Raw genomic sequence first — 26,260 nt, forward strand, 5'->3', positions numbered from 1 at the left:
TCGGGACCGATTCGACTGCGGGATTGCGCTGGGCAAGGGAAAACGTCGCCTGCAGACGCAGACGCGGGAAGAGACGTTCGCAGGGCCGGTTTACTCGTCCGTGTGGTCTTCCGAGATGTGCGTTGCCATGTCCTGCAACATCTGGCTGACATGCTGGTCGGCGATCTCGTAGAAAATCTGCTTCGCCTGACGCTCTCCCCTCACGAGACGGGCGCCACGCAGGAGCCGCAGATGATGGCTGACGAGGGACAGGGACAAGTCCAGATTCACGGCGATGTCGCCCACCGATATCGGACCCGGCAGGCAGGTTAGAAGGATCTTCAGTCGGGATGGATCGCCAAGTAGGCGGAAAGTCTCCGCCAGAATGGCGACTTCGTTCCGCGACAGCGAGGAATGGTCGAGGGGCTGGGCGGATGCCGCGGTGCCGCCCTGCTGTTCAGGAGCGTCTTGTTTTGTAAGGCGCGCCTTCGGCTTACTAGAAATCATCTGATTGTATTACCTTGGGTCGGGATCGCGGTCGTCGGCACCGAACGGACGAGACACGCCTATTGATATCTCAATCTGACAAGTTGTTGAAGAACTCAGTCGGGTTCGCAAACGAAGCCGGATTTGTCGCCGTTGTGGATGTAGATGTGGCCGACGAGGCGGCCTGCGGAGCCGAGGACGGCCCAACCTCGGCCTGAGGCGGGGTCGTTTTCGTCGAAGCCGTCCCAGGAGAACTCGGCGATGGCCGCGCCGTCCCGCGATCCGTAGCACACATCGAGGAAGCCCTTGAGGGCTATGAAGGCGATCTCGCCGTGCGCGGCGCCCTTGAAGGTCAGATGGGCTTGCTGGACTTTGCCCACGTCCCCTCATTCCCCGCCCGGAGAATGCTTCCAATCCGACGCCAAGTCGATACATGCGAGAAATCGCTAATAGGATGCACATCTAACTCAGTCATCGTCGGGTCGACATAGAAGGTTGAGTCGTGGACGAGCGAATTCAGATAAAAGGCCACAGGGAAGCGCCAGGATGCGCGGCAGCCTTCGGCGGCATAGGACAGCGGCCGACGCCAAGAATTTCCAAGGGCCTCCGCGAAGTCCACGGATTGCTTTGCCTCGTCGGGCAAAACATGCGGACGCGCGGCGTCGGCATGCCTAGGGCGGTTGGAGCCTAAGCGAACAGAATGCGCCCACTCGGCCGTCTCATTTGTAAGTAGGCCGCAAGAGCTTCATCGATCCTGTCATAGAGGCTTCCTTTCACCAGGCCTTGTCCTTCAGCATAGCGACGACAGCACTGCCAGCCATGACGGCGGCGGCGTCTGGCGCGTGTAGCCTGTCATATGCCTGCTGAAGAAATTGCCGAGCAACTGGCGGAATGTCCTCACGAGCCTGTTTCGGCTCTGGGAAAAGCTGAAAGACGATGAACTTGGCACCGCCGTCGTGAACGCCGGTAGCAGACACCAATGAACCGCAAGAAATGCAGATGTAGACGGCCCAGTGACGGGCCATCCCTCCATCTCTGCGTATTGTGGGGCCTTCGCTACCCCCGACGCGCGCCAGCGTTGGTGCGGCGATCGAACATTGAGGACACCGATTTAGACCGAGCAGTTGGGATCCCATTCGGTAGCCGCTGACTTGCTCGACCAATGTTTTCGCAATGCCCACAATCGATGCCATCGATCCCCCTCTCAATTGAAGCGAGCGCCAAATCACCATCACAGCGCAGGCACAAGGACTCGCCAGACCGCGTGGGGGACTTTCACAGTCGGGGCCGTCGCGGCGGAAACGCGCGCTGGCGAGGCTCTGAAGGGGCCTCGGAACCGAATCAAGGGTTCGCAGCTTCTACTGACGAAGCATGCATGAGGCGTACCTAGTGATTCATGCTGGAACTGGTTGCGGAGGTTGGAGTCGGACCTATTCGCGCTGATTAAGAACTCCCGTCAGCAAACGAACTCGGTCACAGCACTGTATTGGCGGTATCCCTCTTCCGACTCGAACCCCCAGATAAGCGCTTGCGATCAAAGTCGCAAACACTGCGGATCCAGACCCGCCAACTTCCTTCATCAGCGCGCGCAATTCGGCTGGAGGCGCAAGGCAGAACGTTCGAAAACCTTCCAAGAACCCCAGGCAAATTGGACGCCGCATCGGACAATAAGGGTCACGGACATCGCAGCGAATGTTCGCAATGGAACGGTCAATCCCATCGTCAAAAGAGCGTCCGAATAGGGCTCTCGGCGGCTCCGTCGTGGGAACGAAAAAAGAAGAGAAGGAGAACTTTCGTGTGCGATTTTTGCACACGACTTCCCGCAACTATCTGATATTACTTATCTATCTTCCCCATCCATCATGGGTACAACGGCAAAACTGTTCGATAACATATTGATCCACTTACTCTTTTTTCGGCGATCCGTCTTTGCCTGAAATTGGGCCGACCGCGAATCTGGCCAAACGACTAGAATCCACCTTGTTTGTTTTCAATGGTTTAGCCGTCCGATTGTCCGATTTTGTCTTATTTTGTACCCGGCGAGAACCCGTTCTGGTAAAGCATTGCAGTACCGCAGAGCGCCATGCTGTACCGTCAGCGGGTTCGTTCCATCCACTCCCCGTCCCCGTTCGCAGGGCACCGCTTGGCGGTACTGCATTTGGTACAGGACGTGTGTAAAGGATCGGCCTTAAGCTTGACTTCAAAGTTCCTTTCTCAGGCGTCCGTCCCATTTGATGTTTGCCCCGTCGTTCCACCAGTCGTCAAAGACGTTGATGCGCCATATCGCGACGTTCGCGCTGAGCCAACGAAGGTCGTGACAAGACCCTGAGCCGACTGCCGCAAGTTTCACATCCGGCTGGTCTACAGGCATTGCGAGATGCGCCGGCGCCCGTCTCCTCCAACAACCGAGCCCTATTCGGCAGCTATTGCTACTCGCAGTTCCGGTTCCTCCGGCGAAACCTCATGGATCTCATCCGCAGTCGGCTTGATCCGGAACCACGCGGCATGGAGCGCGGGAAGGAAGAGCAGGATCAACACCGTGCCGACCGCCGTGCCGCCGATCAGCGTATAGGCCGTCGATCCCCAGAGGACGGAGTGCGTGAGGGGGATGAAGGCCAGCACGGCGGCAAGCGCGGTCTAGATCATTTCTCACCCTGCTTGATGATGAACGCCTTCTGCGTCCGTGAACTGCGATGCCTTCATTGCTTCTCCGCTCCTTGTCCCAGCCAGGAAAACAGCCCGGTGTTACCGCACGACGCAGTGCATGGACACTTTCGTTAACTCAGCTGCCAGCACCTGAAGGACCGTATCCAGAAGACGTCGATGTTTGACATCGGCCGACACCGGCTGCCGTGACGTTTCGGTCCGTTACACGAAGAATGGACGCGGTCTGCTGGGCATCCACGAACCCGGCCACTTCGCTCTTCTCCGCAAAATCGGCAAAGGAGGCAGCGGTCAGAATCGTCACCACCACGCCTGCGCTCACAAGAAACTGCATCGGAACGTTGCTTATCGCCGACAAACGATCCGACACATAGTGCGGCCTCTCTGAACTGGACAAATGACGCATTTCTGATCTCCGTTTTTGAAACACCGTGGTAAGCAACGTGCCGGCTGATGAGAACCATAGGCCGAGCTTGTCGCAGGGGTTTGCCAGATAGGGCCAAAGTTGTATCGGTCTGTCGCAGGTTAGCTGTCGGGATCAGCTGTCTGTAGCCACAGGCCGGGCAAATTGTTTCTCTTCAGCTATGTTTCTGCGGTGGGCGACTATTCAGCGGCCGCTCCACAGACGCGGGAAGAATGGCGGAGGCCGAAGCTTGATCTCAGCCCACTCACTTTATGGCCGCACCCCCGGCGTCTCGATGGGCAGGCCGCGCGCCCGCTCCATGAGATAAAGCTCCAGGTCGACGAACTCGGGCGCGCCAAAGGCAAAGGGCTCGGCCCTTACACCGATCATGCAGTTGCGCAGGCGCCGCTGCAGAGAGCCGACCGCCTGCCACTCCAGCCGGTAGAGCGGGTAGCCGTTCGGATGCGCCTGCGGAATGACGCTGCCGCCGAGCCGCCTGCCCCAGTTGGCGTCGTGGCAGGAGGCGCAAGAGAGATCGAGTTGGCCGATGCGGCTCTGGAACAAGCGCCGGCCATTGTCGCGGAACGGCGCGATCCTGGCATCGGTGGCCGGCGCAACCGGCATGCCGCGCGACTGGTGCGCCACATAGGTGGTCAGCGCCAGCAGCTCGTCCGACTCCGGCGCCAGCGGCTCGGCCCGCTGCCTAGCGGCACGGCAGGAGTTGATGCGGCCGGCAAGATCGATCGGCCGCCCGATCGCCTCGTCAAACGCCGGATAACGGGCGGCAACGCCGCCCATGGTCTGGCCGGCATCGCCGTGGCAGCCGGCGCAGGCGATTTCCGCCCTACCCTCCGGCTGTTGCCAAAGCTGCTCGCCCTGCAGCACCCACAGCATGCCGGGATTGCTCATGTCGTCAGTTTGCAAGGCCTGCGTCTCAGGTGTCATGAAGTCGAAGCCGGACCGTTTCTCGCCGTTCTCCAGGCCGGTGGCAGCGACCATGCTGCAGACGAAGGCGACGGCGACGCCGGCAAGCCCCCAGAGGGCGCGCATCAGCTCACCGCCATCTCGGCCGAGACCGTCTGCGTCTCGCCGGCATCGTCCGTCCAGGCGAAGGTGATGGCGCCGCTCGCCGTGGCGACGAGTGTGAAGGCGATGAACGGATTGGCCGACATCGCCGGAAAAAGCTCGGCGGAAAACACCTCTTCGCCGTCATAGCCGCAGGCGAAGCGGCGGATGATGTCGCGGGGGATGCTGGCCCCGTTCGTGCCCATGCGGTAGCCGGTCTCCATCGGATGGGCGATCATCGCCCGGATCTCGACGATCTCGCCACGCCTGGCCGTCTTCGGCACGTTGATGAGCGCCCGCGCCACTACGACAGGTCCTCGATGCAGGCGGCCAGCGTGACGATGGCGCTCGCCCGGCTCGACCAGAAACTGCCGTCGCTCATCTCGGCGACGGCGACGACCACCTGGGACGTGGCGAGCCGGATGCGCGTCGAGACCTTCGCGCGGCCGGAGCGTGATCCGAGATGGAAGATGACGACATTCGCCTCAGGATTCTTCTCGTTGAAGAGGCCTATGCGGATCACGTGATCGGCCGCTGTCATCGGACTTTCCGCGGCAATCGTGACCCCGACGGCATTGCCGTTCTCGACCAGCGGCGGCAGTTCCAGCCGGACGCGGCCGTCCAGCACCTCGGCTCCCCCGGTGAAGGTCTTGATCGCCTCTTCGAGGCTCGGCCGGGCGAGCGCGCTCCGGGGCAGGCTGACCACGACGAGGCCGGCAAGGCCGGCTGCGAGCACCTGCCGCCGGCGAACAGGAAGTGAGAGGCCGTGACTTCGGCTCGGATCGCCCATTCTCACCCCTTCAGCGTCGCCAGATAGACGACGATATCCTCGATGTCGGCGCTCGAAAGGATCGGCTTGCCGCGCCAGCTGGCGGCGAGCCGGCGCTCCTCGTCGGCAATACGATAGTAGGAGGGCATGATCGTGTCCGGCACGAGCCGCCTCATGTCGACGACGCGCAGCCGGATCTGGCCTTCGGAGAGCCGCGCGCCGACGCCGGCGAGGTCGGGCGCAAGCGTCCCGTGCAGATGCGGCTCGGGGAACGGGCCGCTGTGGCAGAGCGTGCACAGGCTGCGTTGCCGATCCATCATCAGCGCCGCGCCGCGCGCCGGATCGCCCTGTTTGCCGGTGAGCGGCTGAAGAATCGCATCGCCGGTGATGGCATAGGAACGTACTTCCCCGCCGGTGGAAGGCGAAGCAACAAGCACCGTGGCGGCGAGGGCGAGACCAACCATCCCTTTCATCCGAACACTTCGCCGGTGATCGTCCGGAACCAGTCCTCCGCATAGCTGGCTTCCAGCTCGCGAACTTCCGGAGGCGCATCGAGCGGACTGACGCCGCCTGCACCCTCGACCTCCGCAAGCAGGCCGTCGCGCGGCTGGTAGACCCCGGCAATCGAGATGCCGTAACCGGGCGCCACCAGGCTGTAGCAGGTGTTGATGAGCTTTGGCTGCGCCGGCTCGCGCTCGCGCAGCAGGGCGGCAACCGCAACCGCGCAGGCTTTTGCCTGGGCGTTGGCGCTGAAGGCGGACTTCGGCATCGCCCCGCCGATCGCCGCGTCGCCGACGACGTGGATGCCCGGCTGGAGGCGCGACTCGAAGGTGACCGGATCGATCGGGCACCAGCCCGTCCGGTCGGCGACGCCGGCAACTTGCGCGATCGCGCCCGCGCGCTGCGGCGGGATAACGTTGGCGACGTCGGCCTTGTGGCTGCCGAACTCGGTCGCCAGCGTTTGCGTCGCCGGATCGACCTCCGTCACCCGGCCGCCCGCGGACAGTGGCACCCATTCGATCAGGCCGGGATAAAGTTTTTGCCACGCCGCCTCGAACAGCCGCTGCTTCGAAAAAGCGTCCTTGGCGTCGAGGATGATCAGTTTCGAGCGCGGCTTATTCCTCTTAAGATAGTGCGCGATCAGGCTCGCCCGCTCGTAGGGGCCTGGCGGGCAGCGGAACGGATTGGCCGGCGCCGACAGGACGACGGTCCCGCCGTCCGGCATGGCGGTGAGGCGGTCGCGCAGCAGAAGCGTCTGCGGCCCCGCCTTCCAGGCATGCGGCATGATCTCGGCGGCGGCCGCGTCGTAGCCGGGCAGCGCTTCGAAGTTGAGCTCGATGCCGGGCGCCAGCACCAGGCGGGCGTAGTCGATGTCCGTGCCGTCATCGAGCCGGACGCGCCGGCGCTCCGCATCGACGGCCACCGCCCGCTTGCGGATCAGCGCGATGCCGTCGAAACCGTCATAGCCGAATGTCTGTGCCTCGATGCCGCGCAGCCCCGCCAGGACGGCATTGCTGAACGGGCAGGCCACATAGGCCGTCTCCGTCTCGATCAGCGTCACGGCGAGATCGCGATCAAGCCGCGTCAACGCGCGGGCGCAGCTCGCACCGGCAAACCCGCCCCCGATCACGACCACGCGGGGCTGTGTTTGCGCGCGCGCACCCGGCGAGGGCAACACAGCGGCTGCGACGCTGGCCGCCGCGCCGCCGAGTAGAACTCTACGGCTGGGCATTGCGGTCTGCCTCCGGCTGGGCAAGCCATTCGGCGATGGCGCGCGTCTCTTCATCGGAAAACCCTTTTGCAACACGGTCCATCACGGTCGCCGGTCGCTCACCGCTGCGGAACGCTTGCATCTGGACGACGATCTCTTCCGCCGCATGGCCGTCGAGCGAAGGGATGGCCGAGCCGAGCACCGCCGGCCCGTGGCAGCCGGTGCAGGCGCTCGCCCCCGGCGGGGCATCGGCCCAAGCCGGCCAGCTTGCCACTAGCGCGGCCAGCAGAACGGGCGCGGAAAATCGTCTCCCGCGCCTGTCCGTCATCCTGTTACGCCAGGTCATGGTTCTTCAGCGGCAACGTGCGGATGCGTTTTCCCGTGGCAGCGAAGATGGCGTTGAGGACGGCCGGGGCCGCTACCGCGATGGTCGGCTCGCCGACGCCGCCCCAAAAGCCGCCGGACGGCATGGTGATCGTCTCGACCGCCGGCATGTCGGCCATGCGCACGACCTCGTAGCTGTCGAAGTTCTCCTGCTCCATGCGGCCGCCATTGACCGTGCATTCACCGTAGAGACAGGCGGATAGTCCGTAGACGAAGGAGCCCTCGACCTGCCGCTCCACCTGCGCGGGATTGACGACGTGTCCGGGGTCGGTCGCCGCGATGATGCGATGGATCTTGAGTTGCCCGTCGGTGACGGAAACTTCGGCCGCCGCCGCCACATAGCTGCCGAAACCCATGATCTGCGCAAGGCCGCGATGGATACCGGCCGCGGGCGGGGTGTCCCAGCCGATGCGCTCGGCCACCGCCTCCAGCACCGCCAGATGCTTCGGATTGTTCGCCATCAGCTTGCGACGGAAGGCGAGCGGGTCCACACCAGCCGCATGGGCGAGCTCGTCCATGAAGCATTCCATGTAGACGGCATTCTGGTTGAGGTTCACGCCACGCCAGAAGCCTGGCGGGATCGGCGGGTTGCGCATGGCATGGTCGACAAGCAGGTTGTCCACCGTATAGCCCAGCGTGCCTTCCGTGCCGGCGAGGACCAGCCCTTGGAAGACGATGGGGTCCATGCCGCCCTGCATGCCTTCCGGCCGCACGGCCGCAAGGATCGATTGGCCGGATATGCGCATGTGCAGAGCGGTCAGGTTGCCGTCCGCGTCGAGCGCGCCCGTCAACCGGCATCGCGTGGTCGGGTGGTAGGCGCCGTGCAGCATGTCCTCTTCGCGCGACCAGATGAGCTTTACGGGCGCTCCCGGCACCTGTTTGGCAATGCTGACCGCCTGACGCACATAGTCCTGAAAGTTGCCGCGCCGGCCGAAGCCGCCGCCAAGGTGGATCTTGTGCACCTCGCATTGCTGCACCGGCAGGCCGGCGGCCTCGGCCGCTGCGGCAAGGCTCGCCTCGCCATTCTGGGTCGGCACCCATACCTCGCAGCGCCCCGGCGTATAGAGCGCCGTCGCGTTCATCGGCTCCATGGTCGCGTGATTCTGATAGGGGAAGGCATAAGTCGCCGTGACCGGCCGGCCGGCGGCGGACACGGCAGCACCGGCGTCACCCTGCTCGGCGCCAATGAATGCGTCATTAGCGCCGAGGCCCTCTTCGAGCATCGCCGCGATCGAGGCGCTGCTGACCTGCCTGTTGGGACCTTCGTCCCAGACGACCGGCAGGGCATCGAGAGCGGTCTTCGCCCGCCACCACGTGTCGGCGACAACCGCAACGGCGGTCTCGTCGACCTGAACGACGGTGCGCACGCCGGGCATTTCAGCCACCGCCGCCGCGTCGAAGCTCTCCACCTTGCCGCCGAAATACGGGCAGGCCCGGATTGCCGCGTTGAGCATGTTCGGCAGTTTGAGATCGACGCCGTAGACCTGGCTGCCGTTGAGCTTGTCGGCCGTATCGAGCCGCGGCAGCGGCTTGCCGGCTATGGTCCAATCCTTCGGGTCCTTCAGCGTAACATTGGCGGGCGGCGTCATCCGCGCGGCGGCGGCCGCCAACTGTCCATAAAAGGTGGCGCGATCTGATGCTGCATGCGTGACCATGCCCATCCTCGCGATGCATTCGCTGGCCGGCACCCCCCATTCGGCGGCCGCGGCGGCGATCAGCATCTCGCGCGCGGTCGCACCGCCGAGACGCACATATTCGTGCGATTCGCGAATGCCGCGGCTGCCGCCAGTCGAGAAATTGCCCCAGACGCGGTCGCGCGCCAGATTCTCGGCCGGCGACGGATATTCGGTCGTGACCTTCGACCAGTCGCAGTTCAGTTCCTCGGCGACGAGTTGCGCCAGGCCGGTCAGCGTCCCCTGCCCCATCTCGGAGCGGGCGATGCGGATGACCACCGTGTCGTCGGGCCTGATCACCACCCAGGCATTGATCTCCGGCGCCGAGACGGCGCCCTCGGCAAGCGCAGGTTCGATGAACGGCACGTTGAACCCGAGGGACAGGCCGCCGGCCGTGGAGGCCACGCCGATGATGAAGCTGCGGCGGGAGATGGAAATTATGGCGTTCATGACTGTTCTCCTCAACCGCGTTGCGTGGCTTCGCCGCCATTGGCGGCCAGCTTGATCGCGGCGCGCACCCGGTTGTAGGTGCCGCAGCGGCAGATGTTGGTGATCTCGGCGTTGATGTCCTCGTCCGCAGGGTTCGGATTCTGCATGAGCAGGCTCGCCGCGGCCATGATCATACCGGCCTGGCAGTAGCCGCATTGCGGCACATCGAGCGCCAGCCATGCCTGCTGCACCGGATGCGAACTGTCCGGCGAAAGCCCCTCGATCGTGGTGATTTGCTGGTCCGGCTCGACCGCGCTCACCGGAAGCACGCAGGAGCGCGTAGCGACGCCGTCTATATGGACGGTGCAGGCGCCGCAGGCGGCAACCCCGCAGCCGTACTTCGTCCCGGTAAGCCCGATCTGCTCGCGGATCACCCACAGCAGCGGCGTGTCCGGATCGACCTCGACATCCCGTGAGGTTCCGTTGATGGTCAGTCTGGCCATTTGCGTTCCTTTCGGTCAAAGGCTGGCGGGGAGCCACGGTCCGGCTGCCGCAGGGACTGATCACGCAGCAGGACGCAGCTCGGCTAGCGACGGGGCGAAGCTAGGCGGGAGCTGTCGCAGAACCTTGCCCGATGACCGGAAGTTCATCGCAAGCTGTCGCAGGCAGAAGTGCCTGATACATTTGGTTACACTTCTCACGCTTTGTTGAAGTGCCGCGAGATTGCCGCTATGGTGCGGAAGGTGATCATCCGTGTAGACACAAACTAGATATCGTCGATACTGGCCGGCTATTTAGCGACGGCTCTGGAGCATTGCATGGAAGTGGCGCAGCACATCGCGGTCGTCGACGACCACAGGGACATCCGCGATCTCGTGGGGAAATACCTCACCCAGCAGGGTTATCGCGTCAGTGTCGCCGACAGCACGGCCGCGCTCAAGCGGCTGCTCGACCGCAGCCTGCCCGATCTCATCGTCCTCGACGTCATGATGCCTGGCGAGGACGGCATTGCCGCCTGCCGGCACGTGCGCGGGACGGTCGACGTTCCGATCATCTTCCTCACCGCAATGGCCGAGGAAGTCGACCGCATCGTCGGGCTGGAGATCGGCGCCGACGACTATCTGACCAAGCCGTTCAATCCGCGCGAACTGCTGGCGCGGATCAAGGCGGTGCTTAGGCGCGTCCACAGCCTGCCGCCACAGCGCGGCCGGCTGAAGTCGAGCGCGTTGCGCTTTGACGGCTGGACGCTGAATGTCGGCCGCCGCGAGCTGGTCGGCCAGGACGGCGTGGCGGTGGCGTTGAGCACGGCCGAGTTCCGCCTGCTGACCGCCTTCATCGAGCATGTCGGCATCGTGCTGAGCCGGGACCAGCTGCTCGACCTGACCGTCGGCCGCACCGCCGACGGCTTCGACCGCGCTATCGACAACCAGGTGAGCCGGCTGCGCAAGAAGATCGAGGCGGATCCCAGGAACCCGATGCTGATCAAGACCCATTGGGGCGGCGGCTACTGCTTCACGGCCGAGGTGGCCCAGGCATGATGCTGCTCTGGAGACGCAGCCTGGCGGCCCGCTTCCTCCTGCTGGTGCTGTTCGCGCTTGCTCTGTCGCAGGCGATTACCTTCCTCGTCTCGTGGGACGAGCGCGGACAGGCCCTGCACGCGGCGGCCAAGGGCGAGTTCGTCAGCCGCACGTCCTCCCTTGCCCTTCTGCTGGACACGACGCCGCCCTCGCTTCGGCCCGACATCCTCAACGTCAGCGGCACGGCCTATACGCGCTTCTGGACCTCCGACGACGGACCGAGCAATCCCCTCGCCTGGCAACGGGAAGCCTTGACCCAGCTCGCCAAGCCGCTGCCCGGGATTGCAGGCAAGTATGCCGCCTACATGAACGGACAGGCCTCGACCGCAGTCGATGCCGCCAATCCTTCCGTGCCGCCTCGCATGCTGGATTTGTCCGGCAATGGCATGCCCTTCTCGCGGCCGGCCAAGTTTCTTTATATGGACGGCGCCCCAAACGGCATGGGCCTTTCCGTCCGCCTCGACGACAGCACCTGGCTGAATGCCGCCTACGCCAAGGCAATGCCGAACGCCTTCTGGACGACGCAATCGGCGATATCGCTGGCGCTCACCGCACTCATCCTGTCCGCCATAGCGATTTTCGGGGCGCAGGCAATCGCGCGTCCGCTGCGACGCCTCGCCAATGCCGCTGAACTGTTCGGCCGCGGCGAGGCCGTGCCGCGGCTGCCGGAATCAGGGCCGGACGACATCCGCCAGACCGCCGAGGCGTTCAACCGCATGCAGGAGCGCCTGCAGCGCTTCGTCGAGGACCGCACGCGCATGCTGGCGGCGATCAGCCACGACCTGCGCACGCCGCTGACCTCGCTCCGGCTGCGCGCGGAATTCGTGCAGGATCACGATCTCCAGGAAAAGATGTTGAAGACCATCGAGGAAATCCAGACGATGACGGAAGCGGCGCTCGCCTTCGCGCGCGAGGACGCCGCGGTCGAGGCGACGCGGACCGTCGATCTTTCGGCGCTGGTCGGCAGCCTCTGCGACGATCTCGCGGAGCTGGGCCAAAACGTCACCGTCAGCGACGGGCCCAAGGTGCTGTATCGCTGCCGGCCGGACTCCCTGCGCCGGGCGATCCGCAACCTCGTCGAAAATGCCGTCCGTTACGGCGAGCAGGCCAAGGTGAGCCTGATCAGGAGTGCCGACAGCCTGGACATCGTAGTCGAGGACGCCGGACCCGGCATTCCGCAAGGCGATATGGAACAGGTGTTCGCCCCCTTCTTCCGCCTGGAGCAGTCACGCAACCGGGAAACCGGCGGCGTTGGGCTCGGCCTGTCAATTGCCCGCGCCATCGCGCGTCACCACGGCGGCGACATCGCGCTGGAAAACCGGAGCCGGGGCCTTCGCGCGGTGATCAGGCTGCCGTTGATCGACATGGCCAAGCAGCTTGCCCCGGCGCCTGTGCCTGAAACGAGCCCTCCGAACGGACTGCGATCCTTGCCGGTTTGACCGAAACCCGTCCCGCGATCCGAACTCACGCGCTGCCACGCCAGGATCAAATCATCGCCGTCGCAACGAAGGACAAGTCACCACCCGCATCCTCCCCAGCACCTTCCTTAGCCTGGCCGCCGCTCTCGCTGTGAGCGGCTGGTCCTGCCGGAAGCTTCGGGCCACCAGCAAAGCCCTCCCCTCAACGTTCCGCAGAGGTCATCCGATGAACCGTTCACACGCCACGACACGCGACCACGTTGTTTCCGCCGGAGTTGCGACCGCATCCCCGGCGACGTCTATCACGCGAGCGCGTGCGTTCCTGGCTGGGCTTTTGGCCGCCGCCGGCCTGCTATTGCCGGCCGCCGCTTCCGCCCAGCAGGCCGACGGCGAGCGGCTGTTTCGCCAGCGCTGCGGCACCTGCCACAGCCTGGAGCCCGGCCAGAACAGGGTCGGCCCGCATCTGTCGGGCGTCGTCGGCCGCACCGCCGGCAGCGTCGAGGGCGCCCGCTATTCTGCCGCGATGCGGGAGTCCGGTATCGTCTGGGATGCCCAGTCGCTCGACACCTTCCTTGCCGCCCCCCGCCAGATGGTTCAAGGGACGACGATGACGGTGGGCCTCCCCAATGCTGAGCAGCGTGCGGCGATCATCGCCTTTTTGGAAGGCGCCGGCGCTCCATAGCTGACGCGCCATACAGCGCCATAAGCAGACCTTTGCGAATGCGTGTACGTAACGACCGGATCGAGCGAGTTTGCTGGTGTCACCCAGGGATCTCGCATGAGGTACCTGGCCTGGAGTGTGAGCGTCCTAAGCTGCCACCGCCTTGTTCTCTTCGAACACCAAATAACGGCGACACGCCGTTCGGCTAAGCGGACCTAGGCGCGCCCGAACTGAGTTCCTTCAGCCTCGCCCGAGTTCACCGCAGTGCGCCTTCCGCTCGGTCTCGGCCTCCAGCGCGACACCCTACCGCCGCGGTTTATTCGAACCGCGGACCGTCGGCGCTATCGCCACCGTCGCACATGTTCGACCAGGGCGCGCAGCTTCGGGGCGAGATTCCGACGGTTGGGAAAATAGAGGAAAAAGCCCGCGAACGGCGGGCAATACTCTTGAAGGAGCGGGACCAGTTGGCCGGACGAGACATAGGGTCTGAAGGTCTCCTCCATGCCAAACGTAATGCCTCCCCCCGCACAAGCCGTGCGGATCATCAGCCACATATCATTGGTGGTGATCTGAGGATTGACCGCCACGTCGAACTCTCGTCCATCCTCACCAAACTCCCAGCGGTAAGGCGCGGTGTGGGGTGCGGGACGCCAGCCGATACAGCGATGCTCGGCTAGTTCCGAAGGATGCAAGGGCTTCCCAAAGCGCTCGATATAGGAAAGCGCGGCAAACGCGCCCTGACGCTGCTCGCCAGACACCGGGATGGCGATCATATCTTGATCGATCACTTCGCCCAGGCGCACCCCCGCGCCATATCCCTCCGCCACAATGTCGAATTCCTCGTCCGTGACGGTCACATCGATCTGAACGGCGGGATAGGTGTCCGCAAAACCCGACAGCAGCGGCCCCGAGATGAATCGCTCCGCGATCGAGGACACTGCCAGCCGTAACAGGCCGCTCGGCGCGCTGTCCCGATCAGCGGTGGCGTCCAGGGCCAGACCGACCTCGGAAATCGCTGGCGCCACGCGTTGATAAAGCTGCTCGCCTGCCTCTGTCAGGCTGACGCTCCGTGTCGTTCGCTGAACGAGCGCGACGCCTAGCCGATCTTCGAGGCGCCGGATCGTCTGGCTGACCGCTGACCGCGTGACGCCCAAATGCTCCGCTGCCGCGCGGAAGCTTCGTGCTTCCGCCACGGCCAGGAAAACAGCGATGCCATTCAGATCTACAGCCATTGGTTAGATCAGATTACCAGCGTAGTTATGATTGGGCAAGTTGTCCGCACCTCTAGGAGGTTCTACTTTTGGCTCGACGAATTGGAGAGAGCCAACAAGATGTCACTCGAGAACTACAAGCTACTAGGACGCTCAGGACTGCGTGTTTCGCCCCTAAGCCTTGGCACCATGACCTTTGGGTCGGATTGGGGATGGGGTGCCGACGGCAGCGAAGCCCGTCGCATCTTCGATCTCTATGTCGATCGGGGTGGCAATTTCATCGATACTTCGGTGAACTACACCAACGGCGCCGCCGAGCGCCTGCTTGGAGAATTCGTCGGCGACAAGCGTGAGCGGCTCGTCCTCGCGACGAAGTTCACGATGTCCCGCGAGCCCGGCAATCCCAATGCGGGCGGCAACCATCGCCTCAACATTATGCGGTCTGTCGAGCAGAGCCTCCGCCAGCTCGGCACCGATCGCATCGATCTCTTCTATCTGCATGCATGGGACATGACGACCCGACCGGACGAGGTGATGCGGGCCCTCGACGATCTCGTGCGGTCCGGGAAGATCCTCTATCTCGGCATCTGCAATACGCCCGCATGGCGGGTCGCGGAGATGCAGACGCTCGCTGACATGCGCGGATGGTCGCCCTTCGTCGCACTCCAGATCGAGTACAGTCTCGTGGAGCGCACCGTCGAGCATGAGCTCATGCCGATGGCTGCGGCCCTGGGGCTCGGCGTGCTTGCGTGGTCGCCGCTCGGCGGCGGCGTGCTGACCGGCAAATACTCCCGAGCCGACGTTCAGGATTCACGGGAGGCAGCCGTCTCTCCCAGTCGCAAGGGCGTCGTCGCTTCGTCCGGGCATCTCAACGAACGCTCGATCGAGATCGCGCACGAGGTTCGCGCCGTTGCCGAGGAACTGGGCTCTACACCGTCCCGGGTAGCGCTCGCGTGGACGCTGACGAACCCGACTGTCGTGTCGCCCATCATTGGCGCCCGCGCCCTCGCCCAAGCCGAGGACAATCTCGGCGCTCCGGATGTGGTGCTGTCGCCAGACCAGCTCGATCGCCTGAACCGGGCAAGCGACCCGGATGCGATATTCCCGAGCCGCTTCATCGAACGCCCATTGGTGCAGCAACTCATCTTTGGCGGAGCGACCGTGGCTCGCCGCATCTGACCTTCAAGGAGACCGACATGCGTATCCGTCTATTCTCGATCATCGCGGCAGCAAGTATAACGCTCGCATCGCCAACAGTTGGACAGGCGCAATCGGAAGCCTCCGCCCAGTGCGCCACTTCGGGCACAAATTCGGTCCCCGAGCTCCACAGGGTATGGATCCTTGTCGGATGGGACAAGCCTGTCGTCGGTCAATCCTGGGATTTCCTGGAGAAGCTCGGCAAATACTACGACTGGGAGGCCAATGACGTCGTGCTCTATGACGACATGGCACCTGATTTTCGTATCGCTCGCTCGCCGGAGGAATATCGTGCGCTCTGGGAGCCGTCGTTCCAGGCGCTGCGCCGTGCCGACCACCTGGTCCTGAACGGCCCCGAGACGGTGGTCGGCGATGAGCTGGCGACCTCAACGCTAGAATTCGCCGGGCGACTTGAGCCAGCCGAGGGCCAGCCGATCGTCTCAATTCGGACGCGCTCAACGCTGGTGTGGCGGTGCACGAATGGCGGTTGGAAGATCCTGCGCGAGCACAACAGCTCACGCCCCATCACGCCCGCGGAATCCCGTCAAATCTTCGGCTTCTGATCAACCTGAAACAGCTCCGGCCCAAGCGTCCAGGCGTGGCGTGGACAGACCAAAGCACCACCGCGCCTCGATCGAAGGAAGTTCCGCAAGCAGCGCCCCTTCCTTGCCTTCAGCAACCCAACGAAAGGAATGATCCCGTGACCATCTTTCCACTGACCAACCACCTTACCGGTGCGAGCCGCAAGCTGCTGATCGCATCAGCATTTCTGGCCATCATCGGGCCGGCGCATGCCGAGACTTCCGCGTCGGCCGCCCGCGTGGAAACCACGGACACCGCCGTCGAGACACGGAACAAGGCCATCGTGCGCGCGGCGTTCGAGAAATGGCGCGCAGGGACTTACGTCTTTGCAGAGCTTCTCGCACCCGATGTCGTCTGGACGATCCACGGCTCCGGCCCGGTCGCCGGCACTTACCGCAGTCAAAAGGACTTCGTCGAACGAGCATCCGTCCCCCTCACCAGCCGTCTCTCGACCCCTGTGTTGCCGGAGGTGCATAACATCTTTGCCGATGGAGACATGGTCATCATCCGGTTCGACGGGTCGGCCACAACGACCTCGGGAGCACCTTATCGCAACCAGTTCGTCTGGATATTCCGGATGAAGGACGGCTCTGTCGTCGAGGCTGAGGCCTTTCTGGATCTCGTCGCCTACCAGCAGGTCGTCGAGAACAACGAGCCGCGTGCGCGATAGCCAGCGTTACGGGTTCGGCTGTGGTTCGGCCTCTCGCATCGTCAGCCGGACCCCAGCCCCACGCACAACCAAATTCGGCTCTCGCAGCCGGGATACACAATAGATGTTGAGGAGCCCGACCATGCGGCAGGCATTTGCAGTCCTGATGACTGCCACACTCTTGAGTCAATCCGTACAAGCTGAGGAATCCAACGTGCAGGCGAACCATCCCTATACCGGCATGTGGGTGACCGACGACGGCAATGTTCGCCACGAACTCCTGCCAACCGGGCGCTATGTCGAGGCACGCGGCAGGCGCGAACGCGCCTATGAAGGGCGCTACGAAGTATCCGGCACACATATCGAATATTGGGACGACACCGGCTTCACCGCCGATGGCGATTTCGTGGACGCGAACACCTTGCACCACGGCGGCATGGTCTTGCGCCGCATTACGGATCCCGCCGCAAACCCCTCCCTGCCGAAACGCTAGCGGCGCAGAGGCGGACCTGGCTTTGGCCGCGACCTGATAGGCGACCGGATTTCGCTATCCGCGACACCCGAAGAATCGTTCACGGTCGATCAGCGCCGGCGCGATGGGACTCGCCGGAGCTTAAGCCATGGCCTCGTTTCATCGTGTATACCCGGCCGGAGACAGGACATAGCGAACATCCGGAGAGCCAGCCCAAGCTTCCCCAACAGCAGTGAGCGGGAGCGTTGTAACAGGAGCGTCAAAACCGGCCCGTTGGGTGGCTGCGATCAGCTCGCCCGCTCCTGCCAACAAGTCGCGCACGGCGACGCTGCCTATACCACTGCCTAGGAGCTCCAGCCCCGTACTTCTTAAGGAATCGCCACGGAGCGAAATCTCGTCGCCAGCGACGGTACCAAGCTGAACGTACCGCACCCGCGGTTCACCAATTCTGGACCCGCGGTTCTTCGTTGCCGCCGCGATAACCCGGCTGGCGGGTTCCCCCCAGATGAAATCGAGAACGACGTCAACGCCGCGATCGAACTCTTCACGTAGTGCATCATCGGCAGCATCGTCGAGCTTGATCCTTGCCTCCAAGTTGAGCTCGCTCAGCTTGTGCAGATTGCGACCGACACCGATGATCCTGGTTGCGCCGAAGTGGCGAGCAATCTGTATAGCCATGCCTCCCGCCGCGCCTGTCGCGCCATTTATGAGGACGGTAGAGCCTTTATGAAGCGGAGTCCGACGCGTCAGCGCGATCCACGACGCCAGACCACCGGTCGTGACCGCGGCGGCCCGGACGTCGGAGATGTCGTCTGGGATAGGAACCACCATGTCATTGCTGACCAACGACATCTCGCCCATCGATCCGAAGGGCGCCTTTGGAAACAAAAAGTACACTCGGCGGCCGTCGGGATCGGTCCCGACGCCGTCGACACCCGGCACGAAGCCGGCATTGGCTCCGCTTGCATAGTGCTTGCCCGCAGCGAGTCCCCTAACAATCGGGCTCAGCGGGGCGGCATGTACTCTGATGATGGTTTCTCCGTCACTTGCTTCCGGTTCCCTGAAATCTCCATACTCAGGCGGCTCGCCGAAATGATTGACCACTGCTGCTTTCATTTTAACCTCCGTAAGACAACCGAACGGTAGATCGTCGGTGCGCGCCACCAGACATAGACGGGCGAAGTGGCACGAACTATAGCTAACCGTACTGAATTTCTTTGCCATCGTACCGTAGGATCATGGACCCACTTTCTGGCATTCTCTCGCTGCTAAAACCCCGGAGCTATATTACGGCCGGCTTCAATGCCGGTGGTGACTGGTCTTTGAGGCTCGATGATCTCGCTGGCCGCATCAAGTGCTATGCAGTCGTCAGCGGCGGCTGCTGGCTGTTGCTTGAAGAAGATGGCGAACCGCTCAAGTTGGTTACGGGGGACTGCTTTGTGCTGCCTAGTGGACGCCACGTCAGGATCGCGAGCGACCTCGCGTTGGATGCAACGCTCGCAAGCGAAGCGCTCTCGCCCGACCGAGACGGTGAGACAGTGACATATAATGGTGGCGGAGACGTGCTGCTGGTCGGCAGCAGGTTCGAGGTAAGCGGCCGCCATGCAAACGAGTTACTTCAAACCCTGCCGCCGGTAATCCACCTGAGAAGAGCTGAGGAACAAGCGACGCTGCGCTGGTCGATTGAGCTCATGATGCAGGAACTGCGCGAAGCGCGGCCAGGCGCGTCGCTCATGGCGCAGCATCTCGCTCACATGATGCTCGTTCAGACACTGCGTCTTTATCTATCGCAGCAGTCCGGCGCTGGATTCGGATGGTTCGCAGCGCTGGGCGATCCCCCGGTTGGCGCGGCATTGAGCGCAATCCACGCAGATCCGGCCCACAATTGGAACCTCGAGGAATTGGCTGCAAAAGCCGGCATGTCACGGACGGTGTTTGCGCGGCGCTTCCGTGAGAAAGTCGGGGAGACCCCAGTGGCTTACGTCACGCGTTGGCGAATGATGCTTGCCGCCGAGCGGCTTATGTCGAGCCGCGATCCGCTGTCTCGGATTGCAAGTTCGGTCGGCTACGAATCGGAGAATTCTTTCAATACGGCGTTCCGACGAGTGATGGGATCCTCGCCGCGACGTTATGCGCGTGCTCAGGAACAAACGGACTGAATTCTGACTTCGCCAGTCAATCGACTATCACGTCGGCATACCTCGAGGGTAACGACACGATCCACGAAAAGCGCAAATGCCTTCTTCGCTTGACCTCTGGTCGATAGGAACTGGCTGTAGTCTTGCCGGGTTGCAGCCCGTATATTTCAGCAGGCTTTCATATAAATTCAGCATGTAGCGCAGAATGTCTCCCGCACGCTCTTGAGTCGTTCGACTCACGGGCCGCATGTGCTACTGCCTATGAACCCAAATGTTTCGAATAGAATGGCGCCAGCCGGTCGATGGCCTGATTCACGTATTCGGGCTTGTAATACATATCGTAATGGCCGGCGCCCTCGACGACGAAGAAGTCCTTTTCGGTGGTCGGCGAAAGATCGAACAGGGTTTGTCCGGCCTCATATTGGCCAGTGTTTCCGCGCCGGCCCCGACAATGACCTGAAGAGGCTGGGACAGAAGCTCGGGCACAAGGTGGAAGGCGTCGAACTCCAGCAGATAGCCATAGCTCCTGAAGAGCAGACGGTTGGTGGAGTTCGGGTGTCGATAGGGCGACTCCCGGTAGAAGGTGACAGCTTCAAACACCTCCGGGTCCGTTATGCCAGCTTCTTCCGCCTCTTTCAGGCTGTCGGGTATCCAGGGAGCGCGCCTCGGCTTACCGCCGCGCGCTTCGGCGGTCCGCTGTTTTCCGACGTCCTCCAGAGTCTTACGAACGTCTGGCAGCATCCGTCGAAACGCCTGGCCTATGTCATTGGCGATGACGGTTCCGAGGGCCTTGAAGCGGTGTTCGGTGATCGCGGCGTTCACCGCGTAGCCGCCCCCGGCGCAGATGCCCAGCAGCCCCACCCGCTCCTCGCCCACGAAGGGCAGCGTCATCAGGTAATCGACGGCGCAACGAATGTCCTCGACACGGGCGGCCGGGTCCTCAAGATCGCGGGGCTCGCCGCCGCTTTCGCCCTGGTATGACGGGTCGAAGGCAAGAGCCACGAACCCGCGCGCGGCCAGCTTCTCCGCGTAGATCGCCCCGATCTGTTCCTTCATGCTGCTGCCGGGCGTGGTCAGGACAAGCGCGGCATATGTCCTGGTCTCATCGAATCCGTTCGGGAAATAGATGTTCCCTGCAACGTCGATGTCTCTGTTTTTGAATGAGACACGGTTCAAGACGACGGTCCTCCTGTCATCATTGGTCAGCCCCGACGCATGCATCGGCGCTGCCGTTACAGTGGCGGTTGCGCCCGCGGCAATGAGGATGTCTCTTCTGGAAATCGTCCGATCGGGGCCAACCATGTCACTTGCATCTCAAAGGCTTGCCATCAGGCGAACTTCACCTTGGTTAATTCTTGAGACGCCTCCCAGAGGCGGGTCGCCACGGCGGTATCCAGCGCCTGTTTCGGTGGCTTCTCCTCGGTCGGATAGCCGCGCGTGCCGCCTAGCCCGTCAGGCCCATAATAGGCGCCGTCCCGGGCTGCAGGGTCGGTCGCCGCGTAGAGCGTGGGCAAGGCGCCCTGCCACGCGGGCTGGAACAGGAATGGCAGGAAGCGGCGGACCCTCGCAGCCGCGCCCCGTTGGCCCACTCCATTTGGAAGCAGATCGGTACGCGAGATGCCGGGATGCGCCGCAATACCCTTGACGCCCCATCCGGCAGCCTTGCTGCGCCGGCTCAGTTCGAAGGCGAACATGACGCAGGCGAGTTTCGACTGGCTGTAGACCGGCATCGGCTTGTAGCTGCGCTCGGCTTGCAGGTCGTTGAAGTCGATGGCTCCGTTGCGCGCCGCCACGCTGCCCAGGCTCACAACCCGCGAATTTTGTCCCCGCTTCAGCAGCGGCAGCAAATGTGCGGTGAGGGCAAAATGGCCGAGATAGTTCGTGCCGAATTGCAGTTCGAAGCCGTCGCTGGTCGCGCGACGCTCCGGCGGCGTCATAACGCCGGCATTGTTGATCAGGAGGTCGAGGCTGTCTTGCTCCCGCGCGAGCTGTGCAGCGAATTCGGCGATCGATGCGAGGTTCGCGAGATCCACCTCCCCAAACCGCACTTGTCCGCCAGGGACAGCTTGTCTGATCGCGGCCACGGCTTCAGCGCCCTTCCGCGGGTTGCGCCCTGCGATCACAACGCTTACACCGGCCCGAGCCAGGGCCAGCGCGTCTTCGTAGCCCAATCCTCCGGTTCCGGTGACGACCGCTGTACGGCCGTGTTGCGGGGGAATGTTCCTTGTCGTCCACTTGGTCATATATGAAATCCACGCCTTCTCGAAAGTTCAGCGAGACTTCGAGAGAGGATTGTCTCAACCCGCCCGCTTTTAACCTTCCTCAATAGAATGGCTGCGGCCCCGAACCTCCATGCCTGAATCGGTAAAAAACATGCCTATTCCTACATTAATTCGGCTGGCGAGAATATCCGAAGGATGTGCAGGCCGGAACTCCGCCGCGCTTAAGTTGGCGCGATCAAAGCCCGCGGGCGTCCTACATGTATGTCCACGTTGGTCAGTTCCAGCGAGGTCTCCCAGAGGCAAGTCGCGACGGCTGTGTCCAGCGCTTGGCTAGGAGGTTTCTCCTCGGTCGGATAGCCCCGCGTCCCGCCCAGCCTGTCAGGTCCGTAGTAGGCGCCGCCCCGCGCCGCCGGGTCTGTCGCCGCAAAGAGCGTGGGCAAGGCACCCTGCCATGCGGGCTGGTACAGGAACCATAGATAGCGTCGCGCGAACCCAGGTACGCTCGACCAGCCTGGTCCGTTCGGAATCAGGTCGGTGCGTGAGATGCCGGGATGCGCCGCCAAGCTCTGCACGCCCCATCCAGCCGCCTCGCTGCGTCGGTTCAGTTCGAAAGCGAACATGATGCAGGCCAGTTTCGACTGGCTGTAAACCTGCATCGGCTTGTAACCGCGCTCGGCTTGCAGGTCGTCGAAGTTAATCGCTCCCCACCGCGCTGCCACGCTGCCAAGGGTCACGACGCGCGGCTTTTGCCCCCTCTTCAGGAGCGGCAGCAGATGCGCGGTGAGAGCGAAATGGCCGAGATAGTTCGTGCCCATTTGCAGCTCGAAGCCGTCGCTGGTCTCGCGACGCTCCGGCGTTCTCATGACGCCGGCATTGTTGATCAGAAGGTCCAGGCTGTCTTGCTCCTGTGCGAGCTGCGTGGCGAACTCGGCGACCGAAGCGCGGTCGGCAAGGTCCACCTTGCCGAACCGAGCCTGCGCGCCAGGGACAGCTTTCTTGATCGCCGCGACGGCGTCCGCGCCCTTCTGGGGATTGCGCCCGGCGATCACAACGCTAGCGCCGGCACGCGCCAGGGCCAGTGCAGTCTCGAAACCCAGCCCGCCGGCGCCAGTGACGACTGCCGAACGGCCGTGTTGCGATGGAATATTCCTGGATGTCCACTTTGTCATCAATCATCCTTGCCTTCTCGGCCGCTCGGCGGAGACTTCGAGCGATGATCGTCTCGACGCACCCGCCTCTTTGTCTTCTTCGCCAGGATGCCCGAAGCGCGGCAAACCTCCATGCCGGAACCCGCAAAAGGCATGCCTGATCCTACGTTCGTGCGGCTTACGACGAACTATTGGAGGGCTAGCGAATGGCCCAGGTTCTGATGGTGCTCAGGTTCGCGCGAAGCCCGGCTCATCTGCCACGGCCGCATTGCTTGGTGGACGGCCTACAGCGACGGTTGCGTGATGCCGCTGATCATCCCCGGTCCCCAGTTGCGAGCGGTGAAGCTCCAGGTCGCGAAGATAATGAAGGCGCTCGCGGCCAACAGCAGTGTTGCTGCTCCCAAGCTGACAACCGCTCCGCGATCCCGCCGGCGCGCCCGGATGAACAGTTCGGCGACGATGAGATTGGGAACGTAGAAAAAGAACATCATGATCGCGTCGAACCAGCCGGTGAAACCGCTGCCTGTTCCGAGGCCGCCGGATAGCAGGAACCAGGCGCCATATTCCATCCTGTACAGCCAGGAGCCGATTGTCAGCGCGAAGAGCCGGATCGCCCAGGCCCGGTGTCGTTCGTATCGGCCGGACCGGGCATGGACATAGGCCATGGTCGCGCAAAGCACCATCAGCGCGCCGTAAAGGCCAAAGCCGACATCCATCAGCGGGCCGCCGATCGTGCCTTTTTCCAATATGAAACCAAGCCCACCCAGCCCCGCCAAGCCGGCCGAAATCACGTAGATCCGGCCCAGCCAACGATGGAGCCAAGGGACGGCGCGGCGCACACCGCCGATCAACTGAACAGGTCCGAGCAGCAGGAGCACGCCCCCAGCAATGAAATGCGCGCCGATGGCTGCCGTCGCAAGCAAGGAGCGGCCATCATACAGATCGGGGAAGGGACTCGTTCCATCGCTCACCGGCTCCCGCTAAGGCCACCCCGCCGAAGAAAGCGATGATGTAGGCGGCGAAGATGGCGCCGCTGATCCAACTCGCGGCCACGAGCAGCCGAGCGCTCCAGCGCAGTGCAGCGCCATGAGGGCCGCCGGCCGGCCTGGCAGCTTGCCGACCAACGACCGATGCGCCGTCCGTCATCGCGATTGTGTTAAATCCCGCGCCCATGGCGCACTCCTCGAAATGCATGCTTTTGCCCAGGGGCGGTTCGTTAAAGCTGCTTTTATGGCTTCATTGCGCGCGGCGCAGCACTATGGTCCGACCGAGCATGGGGGTGCCCCTGTAGGCGCGAAGCTCCAGTTTTCCGCTCACAAGCGTTGCTCGGGCGGAATGGGTCTGACCGGTAGCCCCACTGTAGAAATTACCGCCCTCCCAGCGACCATCGGCGGCATCCCACTTGAGGTTGGTCACGAGAACAGCTCGCTCCAGCGAACGGCTTCTGAGTTTCGGATCCGGATTGAGGGTGTCCTTCTTGAAGGTCTTGCCGTCAGCCTCGACCAGGAGCTTTCCGTAGATGATCCGGGCCGCATAGGTTTCTCCGGCGTCAAACATCTCAAGTTTGATGTTGCCGTCCTCGGATTCCCAGACGCCGATAATTTGATCCGGCGAAGAGGCCTGTGCGAAAGCATCTCCAACCGGGAGACCTATCATTCCTGCCGTGAGAGCTGCGGCCAGCAAAGGCCCCATTATCGATTTCAACATTCTACGTTTCCTTTTTTGACGATTCAGGGCGGACGGCCGACGTGAGAATTCGTGCCGTCCGAGGCTTCGATGGCTGCCCAATGATCCAGCGTTTCTCCTCAGAGGGAGCGCGGCCTTGGAGCCGGCCCGGAGAGTTGCCGGGCATTGCGCTGTGAAGCTACACGCCGGCGGCGCGGTGACGAATGCCGAAAGGCGGAAATTTCCTGCCTGATCCTCCAGTTACACTGGAAGTTTGATAGCTCGCCCAGTTCTTGCGGCAGTTCGTGGCGAGACAGGTTCGGCACCGCTCGGCAATCCATGGCACCTCCACTTGGATGTCTCGCGTGCTCGCGGTCTTGGTTTTCAGCCGGTCGTGAGGACCGTTTATCAGGCTGTGCAGGAAACCTGATGTGATGTGCGTCTCGCAGGCCCCGCCGCTAGCCGAATGAAACCTGACCCAGTCGCTCCAAAGAGGCCCACAAGGTCGCCGCTGACCATCGATCCTGAGCGGCGGCGGGAACGCTCGCCACGCCCGGCAGACCTCTCAAACCCTGAAATCCCTTCGGCCCGTAATAGCCGCCGGCCATGGCCTGCGGCGACGTCGCCGCATACAGTATTGCAAGGGCGCCCTGAGCTGCGGGCTGAAACAGGAAGGGCAGCATCCTGAACCTCCACCCTTCCCGACTGTTGAGGCCAGGACCATCCGGGATGAGATTGGTTCGCGCGACACCCGGATGCGAGGCCAGGCTGGAAACGCCCCAGCCCGATGCCTTGCTTCGGCGCTCAAGCTCGAAGGCCAGCAGGAGATTGGCAAGCTTGCTGTTGTCGTATGCGGCCGCGTAATCGTAGTTCCGCTCGAGCTGGAGATCGTCGAACGGAAGCGCGTCGGACATCCGCATGCTTGACACCCAAACAACGCGGGGCTCTCGCCCCTTCCGCAGCACCGGCAACAGCAGGGCCGTCAGCGCGAAGTGGCCGAGCGTGTTCGTCGCGAAAACGCGTTCGAAGCCATCGACGCTCACCCGGCGATGGAAACGCCCCATCACGCCGGCGTTGTTGATCAGCATATCGAGACCTTGGCCGGACGCGCGCATTCGAGCGCCGAACGCCCGGACGGATGTCAGGTTCGAGAGATCCAGCCTCTCGAAGCGGACTTTGGAGCCAGGCGCGTCCGCGCGAATCCTCCGCACCGCTTCCTCGCCCCGCGCCTGGTTGCGCGATGCGATCGTCACGTCCGCGCCCGCGCGCGCCAGGGCGAGCGCGTCTTGATAGCCCAAACCGCTCCGGTCATCTTCCGGATAACCATTCCCCCCCGTTACGAGCACCCTGCGACCGTGCTGTGCCGGGATGTCAGCAGCGGTCCAGTCGGGAATTTCCGCCTCGGCGCGACCGCTCGATCCGGCGGACGAGCAGCCTGCGACCAAGCCGGCTGAGACGCCAACGGCGGACACCTGCAGGAACAGACGCCGTGAAAGCGCCGAGCGGTCCGCGCTCGGCCGCGGTTGATCATCGTGATTGTCTATTACCATTGTACGCCGGGCCTCCATCGCTTGCCGTATTCAAGCTAAAGGCTCAGGCGCTGACGGCGATGCCGATTTCCCGATAAATCTTGCCTATTCCTATGAATCTAGCGCAAGACGATAGTGATCGCAGGATCGCGCCTCCGTGCTCATATCGCGAGTGCCGCTCCGAGCAGAAACTGCAAAGAGCGGCCTCCTGAACACACGATCGACAGA

Annotated in this window: 27 protein-coding genes and 2 pseudogenes; 8 read left to right on the forward strand and 21 right to left on the reverse strand. The window is 63.1% G+C overall.

Translation table 11 applies throughout. The features are described 5' to 3' along the window. Window positions 1-90: 90 nt before the first annotated feature. The 13 genes and pseudogenes from MESS4_RS18940 to MESS4_RS18995 all read right to left on the reverse strand — a co-directional run bounded on the left by MESS4_RS18940 (window position 91) and on the right by MESS4_RS18995 (window position 10,066). Window positions 91-486, reverse strand: coding sequence for a metalloregulator ArsR/SmtB family transcription factor (locus MESS4_RS18940; RefSeq protein ID WP_006334200.1), 396 nt, complete (start codon window positions 484-486; stop codon window positions 91-93). Between the two features lie 95 nt (window positions 487-581). Continuing rightward, window positions 582-836 (reverse strand): annotated as a pseudogene (locus tag MESS4_RS18945) (hypothetical protein); the annotation flags it as partial. Between the two features lie 402 nt (window positions 837-1,238). Next, window positions 1,239-1,658, reverse strand: a complete 420-nt coding sequence (locus MESS4_RS33625) for a hypothetical protein (RefSeq protein WP_157385620.1) — start codon at window positions 1,656-1,658, stop codon at window positions 1,239-1,241. 1,219 nt (window positions 1,659-2,877) lie between these two features. Further along, window positions 2,878-3,111, reverse strand: a pseudogene (locus tag MESS4_RS18955) (hypothetical protein); the annotation flags it as partial. A 136-nt stretch (window positions 3,112-3,247) separates the two neighbouring features. Then, complete coding sequence (locus tag MESS4_RS33630) at window positions 3,248-3,535, reverse strand: hypothetical protein (protein WP_006334214.1); 288 nt, start codon at window positions 3,533-3,535, stop codon at window positions 3,248-3,250. A 267-nt stretch (window positions 3,536-3,802) separates the two neighbouring features. Further along, the gene (gene soxA, locus MESS4_RS18960; protein WP_244441164.1) at window positions 3,803-4,531 is read right to left on the reverse strand and encodes a sulfur oxidation c-type cytochrome SoxA; all 729 of its coding nucleotides are present in this window, start codon (window positions 4,529-4,531) and stop codon (window positions 3,803-3,805) included. Between the two features lie 50 nt (window positions 4,532-4,581). Then, a complete protein-coding gene (gene soxZ, locus MESS4_RS18965) occupies window positions 4,582-4,902 on the reverse strand; it encodes a thiosulfate oxidation carrier complex protein SoxZ (protein ID WP_006334220.1) in 321 nt (106 codons plus the stop codon). Beyond that, window positions 4,902-5,387 carry a SoxY-related AACIE arm protein gene (locus MESS4_RS18970; RefSeq protein ID WP_006334222.1) on the reverse strand — a complete coding sequence of 162 codons (486 nt, stop codon included), beginning with the start codon at window positions 5,385-5,387 and terminating at the stop codon, window positions 4,902-4,904. Before MESS4_RS18970 ends, soxZ begins: the two co-directional genes overlap by 1 nt. Window positions 5,388-5,389: 2 nt before the next feature. Continuing rightward, window positions 5,390-5,830, reverse strand: coding sequence for a sulfur oxidation c-type cytochrome SoxX (soxX, locus tag MESS4_RS18975; RefSeq protein WP_006334226.1), 441 nt, complete (start codon window positions 5,828-5,830; stop codon window positions 5,390-5,392). A gap of 5 nt (window positions 5,831-5,835) precedes the next feature. After that, window positions 5,836-7,098, reverse strand: a complete 1,263-nt coding sequence (locus tag MESS4_RS18980) for an NAD(P)/FAD-dependent oxidoreductase (RefSeq protein ID WP_006334228.1) — start codon at window positions 7,096-7,098, stop codon at window positions 5,836-5,838. Further along, window positions 7,085-7,405: a c-type cytochrome gene (locus MESS4_RS18985; protein WP_006334230.1), complete on the reverse strand. Its 321-nt coding sequence runs from the start codon at window positions 7,403-7,405 to the stop codon at window positions 7,085-7,087. Before MESS4_RS18985 ends, MESS4_RS18980 begins: the two co-directional genes overlap by 14 nt. 4 nt (window positions 7,406-7,409) lie before the next feature. Then, complete coding sequence (locus tag MESS4_RS18990) at window positions 7,410-9,584, reverse strand: molybdopterin cofactor-binding domain-containing protein (RefSeq protein ID WP_006334232.1); 2,175 nt, start codon at window positions 9,582-9,584, stop codon at window positions 7,410-7,412. Between the two features lie 11 nt (window positions 9,585-9,595). Next, window positions 9,596-10,066, reverse strand: a complete 471-nt coding sequence (locus tag MESS4_RS18995; protein ID WP_006334234.1) for a (2Fe-2S)-binding protein — start codon at window positions 10,064-10,066, stop codon at window positions 9,596-9,598. A 315-nt stretch (window positions 10,067-10,381) separates the two neighbouring features. Between MESS4_RS18995 and MESS4_RS19000 the strand changes: the two genes are divergently transcribed. The 3 genes from MESS4_RS19000 (at window position 10,382) to MESS4_RS19010 (ending at window position 13,240) form a co-directional block, all read left to right on the forward strand. After that, window positions 10,382-11,101, forward strand: a complete 720-nt coding sequence (locus tag MESS4_RS19000) for a response regulator (RefSeq protein WP_006334236.1) — start codon at window positions 10,382-10,384, stop codon at window positions 11,099-11,101. Then, window positions 11,098-12,579, forward strand: coding sequence for an ATP-binding protein (locus MESS4_RS19005; protein WP_006334238.1), 1,482 nt, complete (start codon window positions 11,098-11,100; stop codon window positions 12,577-12,579). The genes MESS4_RS19000 and MESS4_RS19005 overlap by 4 nt, the downstream gene beginning before the upstream one ends. A gap of 205 nt (window positions 12,580-12,784) precedes the next feature. Further along, window positions 12,785-13,240, forward strand: a complete 456-nt coding sequence (locus tag MESS4_RS19010) for a cytochrome c family protein (protein ID WP_006334240.1) — start codon at window positions 12,785-12,787, stop codon at window positions 13,238-13,240. A 320-nt stretch (window positions 13,241-13,560) separates the two neighbouring features. On the opposite strand, the gene MESS4_RS19015 is transcribed toward MESS4_RS19010, so the two are convergent. After that, window positions 13,561-14,451: a LysR family transcriptional regulator gene (locus MESS4_RS19015; RefSeq protein WP_006334242.1), complete on the reverse strand. Its 891-nt coding sequence runs from the start codon at window positions 14,449-14,451 to the stop codon at window positions 13,561-13,563. Window positions 14,452-14,478: 27 nt separating this feature from the next. On the opposite strand from MESS4_RS19015, the gene MESS4_RS19020 reads away from it, so the two are divergent. From MESS4_RS19020 to MESS4_RS19035, 4 genes are all read left to right on the forward strand, one after another. Beyond that, on the forward strand, window positions 14,479-15,609 hold the full coding sequence (locus MESS4_RS19020; RefSeq protein WP_348259956.1) for an aldo/keto reductase: 1,131 nt from the start codon (window positions 14,479-14,481) through the stop codon (window positions 15,607-15,609). 17 nt (window positions 15,610-15,626) lie between these two features. Beyond that, on the forward strand, window positions 15,627-16,190 hold the full coding sequence (locus MESS4_RS19025; protein ID WP_006334248.1) for a nuclear transport factor 2 family protein: 564 nt from the start codon (window positions 15,627-15,629) through the stop codon (window positions 16,188-16,190). Between the two features lie 137 nt (window positions 16,191-16,327). Beyond that, a complete protein-coding gene (locus MESS4_RS19030; RefSeq protein WP_006334249.1) occupies window positions 16,328-16,879 on the forward strand; it encodes a nuclear transport factor 2 family protein in 552 nt (183 codons plus the stop codon). A 121-nt stretch (window positions 16,880-17,000) separates the two neighbouring features. Beyond that, window positions 17,001-17,351, forward strand: coding sequence for an Atu4866 domain-containing protein (locus MESS4_RS19035; protein ID WP_006334250.1), 351 nt, complete (start codon window positions 17,001-17,003; stop codon window positions 17,349-17,351). Window positions 17,352-17,489: 138 nt separating this feature from the next. Here MESS4_RS19035 and MESS4_RS19040 read toward each other — a convergent pair whose 3' ends face one another. Further along, complete coding sequence (locus MESS4_RS19040) at window positions 17,490-18,446, reverse strand: zinc-binding alcohol dehydrogenase family protein (RefSeq protein ID WP_006334251.1); 957 nt, start codon at window positions 18,444-18,446, stop codon at window positions 17,490-17,492. Window positions 18,447-18,568: 122 nt separating this feature from the next. On the opposite strand from MESS4_RS19040, the gene MESS4_RS19045 reads away from it, so the two are divergent. Continuing rightward, on the forward strand, window positions 18,569-19,489 hold the full coding sequence (locus MESS4_RS19045; protein WP_006334252.1) for an AraC family transcriptional regulator: 921 nt from the start codon (window positions 18,569-18,571) through the stop codon (window positions 19,487-19,489). A 291-nt stretch (window positions 19,490-19,780) separates the two neighbouring features. Here MESS4_RS19045 and MESS4_RS19050 read toward each other — a convergent pair whose 3' ends face one another. The 6 genes from MESS4_RS19050 to MESS4_RS19075 all read right to left on the reverse strand — a co-directional run bounded on the left by MESS4_RS19050 (window position 19,781) and on the right by MESS4_RS19075 (window position 26,053). Next, window positions 19,781-20,770, reverse strand: a complete 990-nt coding sequence (locus MESS4_RS19050; protein ID WP_006334260.1) for an alpha/beta hydrolase — start codon at window positions 20,768-20,770, stop codon at window positions 19,781-19,783. 26 nt (window positions 20,771-20,796) lie between these two features. After that, complete coding sequence (locus MESS4_RS19055; protein WP_006334262.1) at window positions 20,797-21,711, reverse strand: SDR family oxidoreductase; 915 nt, start codon at window positions 21,709-21,711, stop codon at window positions 20,797-20,799. 200 nt (window positions 21,712-21,911) lie between these two features. Further along, window positions 21,912-22,859, reverse strand: coding sequence for an SDR family oxidoreductase (locus tag MESS4_RS19060; RefSeq protein WP_006334267.1), 948 nt, complete (start codon window positions 22,857-22,859; stop codon window positions 21,912-21,914). Window positions 22,860-23,122: 263 nt separating this feature from the next. After that, window positions 23,123-23,809, reverse strand: a complete 687-nt coding sequence (locus tag MESS4_RS19065) for a DUF2306 domain-containing protein (RefSeq protein WP_006334268.1) — start codon at window positions 23,807-23,809, stop codon at window positions 23,123-23,125. A 265-nt stretch (window positions 23,810-24,074) separates the two neighbouring features. Beyond that, on the reverse strand, window positions 24,075-24,545 hold the full coding sequence (locus tag MESS4_RS19070) for a DUF2147 domain-containing protein (protein ID WP_006334270.1): 471 nt from the start codon (window positions 24,543-24,545) through the stop codon (window positions 24,075-24,077). A gap of 416 nt (window positions 24,546-24,961) precedes the next feature. Next, window positions 24,962-26,053, reverse strand: coding sequence for an oxidoreductase (locus tag MESS4_RS19075; protein WP_051070900.1), 1,092 nt, complete (start codon window positions 26,051-26,053; stop codon window positions 24,962-24,964). Window positions 26,054-26,260 lie beyond the last annotated feature (207 nt).

Origin of the sequence: Mesorhizobium sp. STM 4661 (genome assembly GCF_000359125.1) — a bacterium.
Classification (GTDB): Bacteria; Pseudomonadota; Alphaproteobacteria; order Rhizobiales; family Rhizobiaceae; genus Mesorhizobium.

Bases quoted from the DNA above. Each gene is read 5' to 3' on its own strand.
- MESS4_RS18940 (WP_006334200.1), bottom strand. From the start codon at position 486: ATGATTTCTAGTAAGCCGAAGGCGCGCCTTACAAAACAAGACGCTCCT.
- MESS4_RS33625 (WP_157385620.1), bottom strand. From the start codon at position 1,658: ATGGCATCGATTGTGGGCATTGCGAAAACATTGGTCGAGCAAGTCAGC.
- MESS4_RS33630 (WP_006334214.1), bottom strand. From the start codon at position 3,535: ATGCGTCATTTGTCCAGTTCAGAGAGGCCGCACTATGTGTCGGATCGT.
- soxA (WP_244441164.1), bottom strand. From the start codon at position 4,531: ATGGTCGCTGCCACCGGCCTGGAGAACGGCGAGAAACGGTCCGGCTTC.
- MESS4_RS18970 (WP_006334222.1), bottom strand. From the start codon at position 5,387: ATGGGCGATCCGAGCCGAAGTCACGGCCTCTCACTTCCTGTTCGCCGG.
- soxX (WP_006334226.1), bottom strand. From the start codon at position 5,830: ATGGTTGGTCTCGCCCTCGCCGCCACGGTGCTTGTTGCTTCGCCTTCC.
- MESS4_RS18980 (WP_006334228.1), bottom strand. From the start codon at position 7,098: ATGCCCAGCCGTAGAGTTCTACTCGGCGGCGCGGCGGCCAGCGTCGCA.
- MESS4_RS18985 (WP_006334230.1), bottom strand. From the start codon at position 7,405: ATGACGGACAGGCGCGGGAGACGATTTTCCGCGCCCGTTCTGCTGGCC.
- MESS4_RS18990 (WP_006334232.1), bottom strand. From the start codon at position 9,584: ATGAACGCCATAATTTCCATCTCCCGCCGCAGCTTCATCATCGGCGTG.
- MESS4_RS18995 (WP_006334234.1), bottom strand. From the start codon at position 10,066: ATGGCCAGACTGACCATCAACGGAACCTCACGGGATGTCGAGGTCGAT.
- MESS4_RS19000 (WP_006334236.1), top strand. From the start codon at position 10,382: ATGGAAGTGGCGCAGCACATCGCGGTCGTCGACGACCACAGGGACATC.
- MESS4_RS19005 (WP_006334238.1), top strand. From the start codon at position 11,098: ATGATGCTGCTCTGGAGACGCAGCCTGGCGGCCCGCTTCCTCCTGCTG.
- MESS4_RS19010 (WP_006334240.1), top strand. From the start codon at position 12,785: ATGAACCGTTCACACGCCACGACACGCGACCACGTTGTTTCCGCCGGA.
- MESS4_RS19015 (WP_006334242.1), bottom strand. From the start codon at position 14,451: ATGGCTGTAGATCTGAATGGCATCGCTGTTTTCCTGGCCGTGGCGGAA.
- MESS4_RS19020 (WP_348259956.1), top strand. From the start codon at position 14,479: ATGATTGGGCAAGTTGTCCGCACCTCTAGGAGGTTCTACTTTTGGCTC.
- MESS4_RS19025 (WP_006334248.1), top strand. From the start codon at position 15,627: ATGCGTATCCGTCTATTCTCGATCATCGCGGCAGCAAGTATAACGCTC.
- MESS4_RS19035 (WP_006334250.1), top strand. From the start codon at position 17,001: ATGCGGCAGGCATTTGCAGTCCTGATGACTGCCACACTCTTGAGTCAA.
- MESS4_RS19040 (WP_006334251.1), bottom strand. From the start codon at position 18,446: ATGAAAGCAGCAGTGGTCAATCATTTCGGCGAGCCGCCTGAGTATGGA.
- MESS4_RS19045 (WP_006334252.1), top strand. From the start codon at position 18,569: ATGGACCCACTTTCTGGCATTCTCTCGCTGCTAAAACCCCGGAGCTAT.
- MESS4_RS19050 (WP_006334260.1), bottom strand. From the start codon at position 20,770: ATGGTTGGCCCCGATCGGACGATTTCCAGAAGAGACATCCTCATTGCC.
- MESS4_RS19055 (WP_006334262.1), bottom strand. From the start codon at position 21,711: ATGACCAAGTGGACGACAAGGAACATTCCCCCGCAACACGGCCGTACA.
- MESS4_RS19060 (WP_006334267.1), bottom strand. From the start codon at position 22,859: ATGACAAAGTGGACATCCAGGAATATTCCATCGCAACACGGCCGTTCG.
- MESS4_RS19070 (WP_006334270.1), bottom strand. From the start codon at position 24,545: ATGTTGAAATCGATAATGGGGCCTTTGCTGGCCGCAGCTCTCACGGCA.
- MESS4_RS19075 (WP_051070900.1), bottom strand. From the start codon at position 26,053: ATGGTAATAGACAATCACGATGATCAACCGCGGCCGAGCGCGGACCGC.